We start from the raw sequence: 690 nt of genomic DNA on the forward strand, positions 1-690 counted from the left end.
GTTTTAAAGTGATCATGTTGGAAGTGGAAAAACCGACAGTGATTCGTTGTACCGTGGCGTTTGCCCAGGCCGTGTTCGATGGCGAAATGACGGTCGAAGGCGTCACCGCCCGCCTGGCAACCAGCTCAGCGGAAGCGATGAAACTTACCGAACGCGGATTTATCCCTGTGATGGTAGATCCCACCTGTTCATTGCTTGATGAACTGAAACCGCTTTGCGTGGTGGACGCTATTCTGGCGAAACAGAATTTGGGAACGCGGGCAGATATGGCACCAGTAACAATCGCGCTTGGGCCGGGCTTTACTGCAGGGAAGGAGTGTCATGCGGTAATTGAAACAAATCGCGGGCACTGGCTCGGTCAGGTGATTTACTCTGGTTGTGCGCAGGAGAATACCGGTGTTCCCGGCAATATTATGGGGCATACCACCCGACGGGTGATCCGTGCTCCTGCTGCAGGCATTATGCGATCCAACGTGAAATTAGGCGATCTGGTGAAAGAGGGCGATGTCATTGCCTGGATTGGTGAGCATGAAATTAAAGCACCGTTGACGGGGATGGTGCGTGGCTTGTTGAACGACGGACTGGCCGTGGTCGGTGGTTTTAAAATTGGTGATATCGATCCTCGTGGTGAAACGGCTGATTTCACCAGCGTTTCTGATAAAGCCCGGGCGATTGGCGGCGGCGTACTTG

General features: G+C 53.5%; 1 protein-coding gene. It reads left to right on the top strand.

Features of this window, described 5'->3' with window-relative positions; all coding sequences use genetic code 11:
* Positions 1–690: selenium-dependent molybdenum cofactor biosynthesis protein YqeB (gene yqeB / locus ACLO87_RS16730; RefSeq protein WP_430224334.1), on the top strand; the 690-nt coding region annotated here is incomplete at both ends.

This window comes from Paenalcaligenes sp. Me52, assembly GCF_050487965.1.
Taxonomy (GTDB): domain Bacteria; phylum Pseudomonadota; class Gammaproteobacteria; order Burkholderiales; family Burkholderiaceae_B; genus Paenalcaligenes.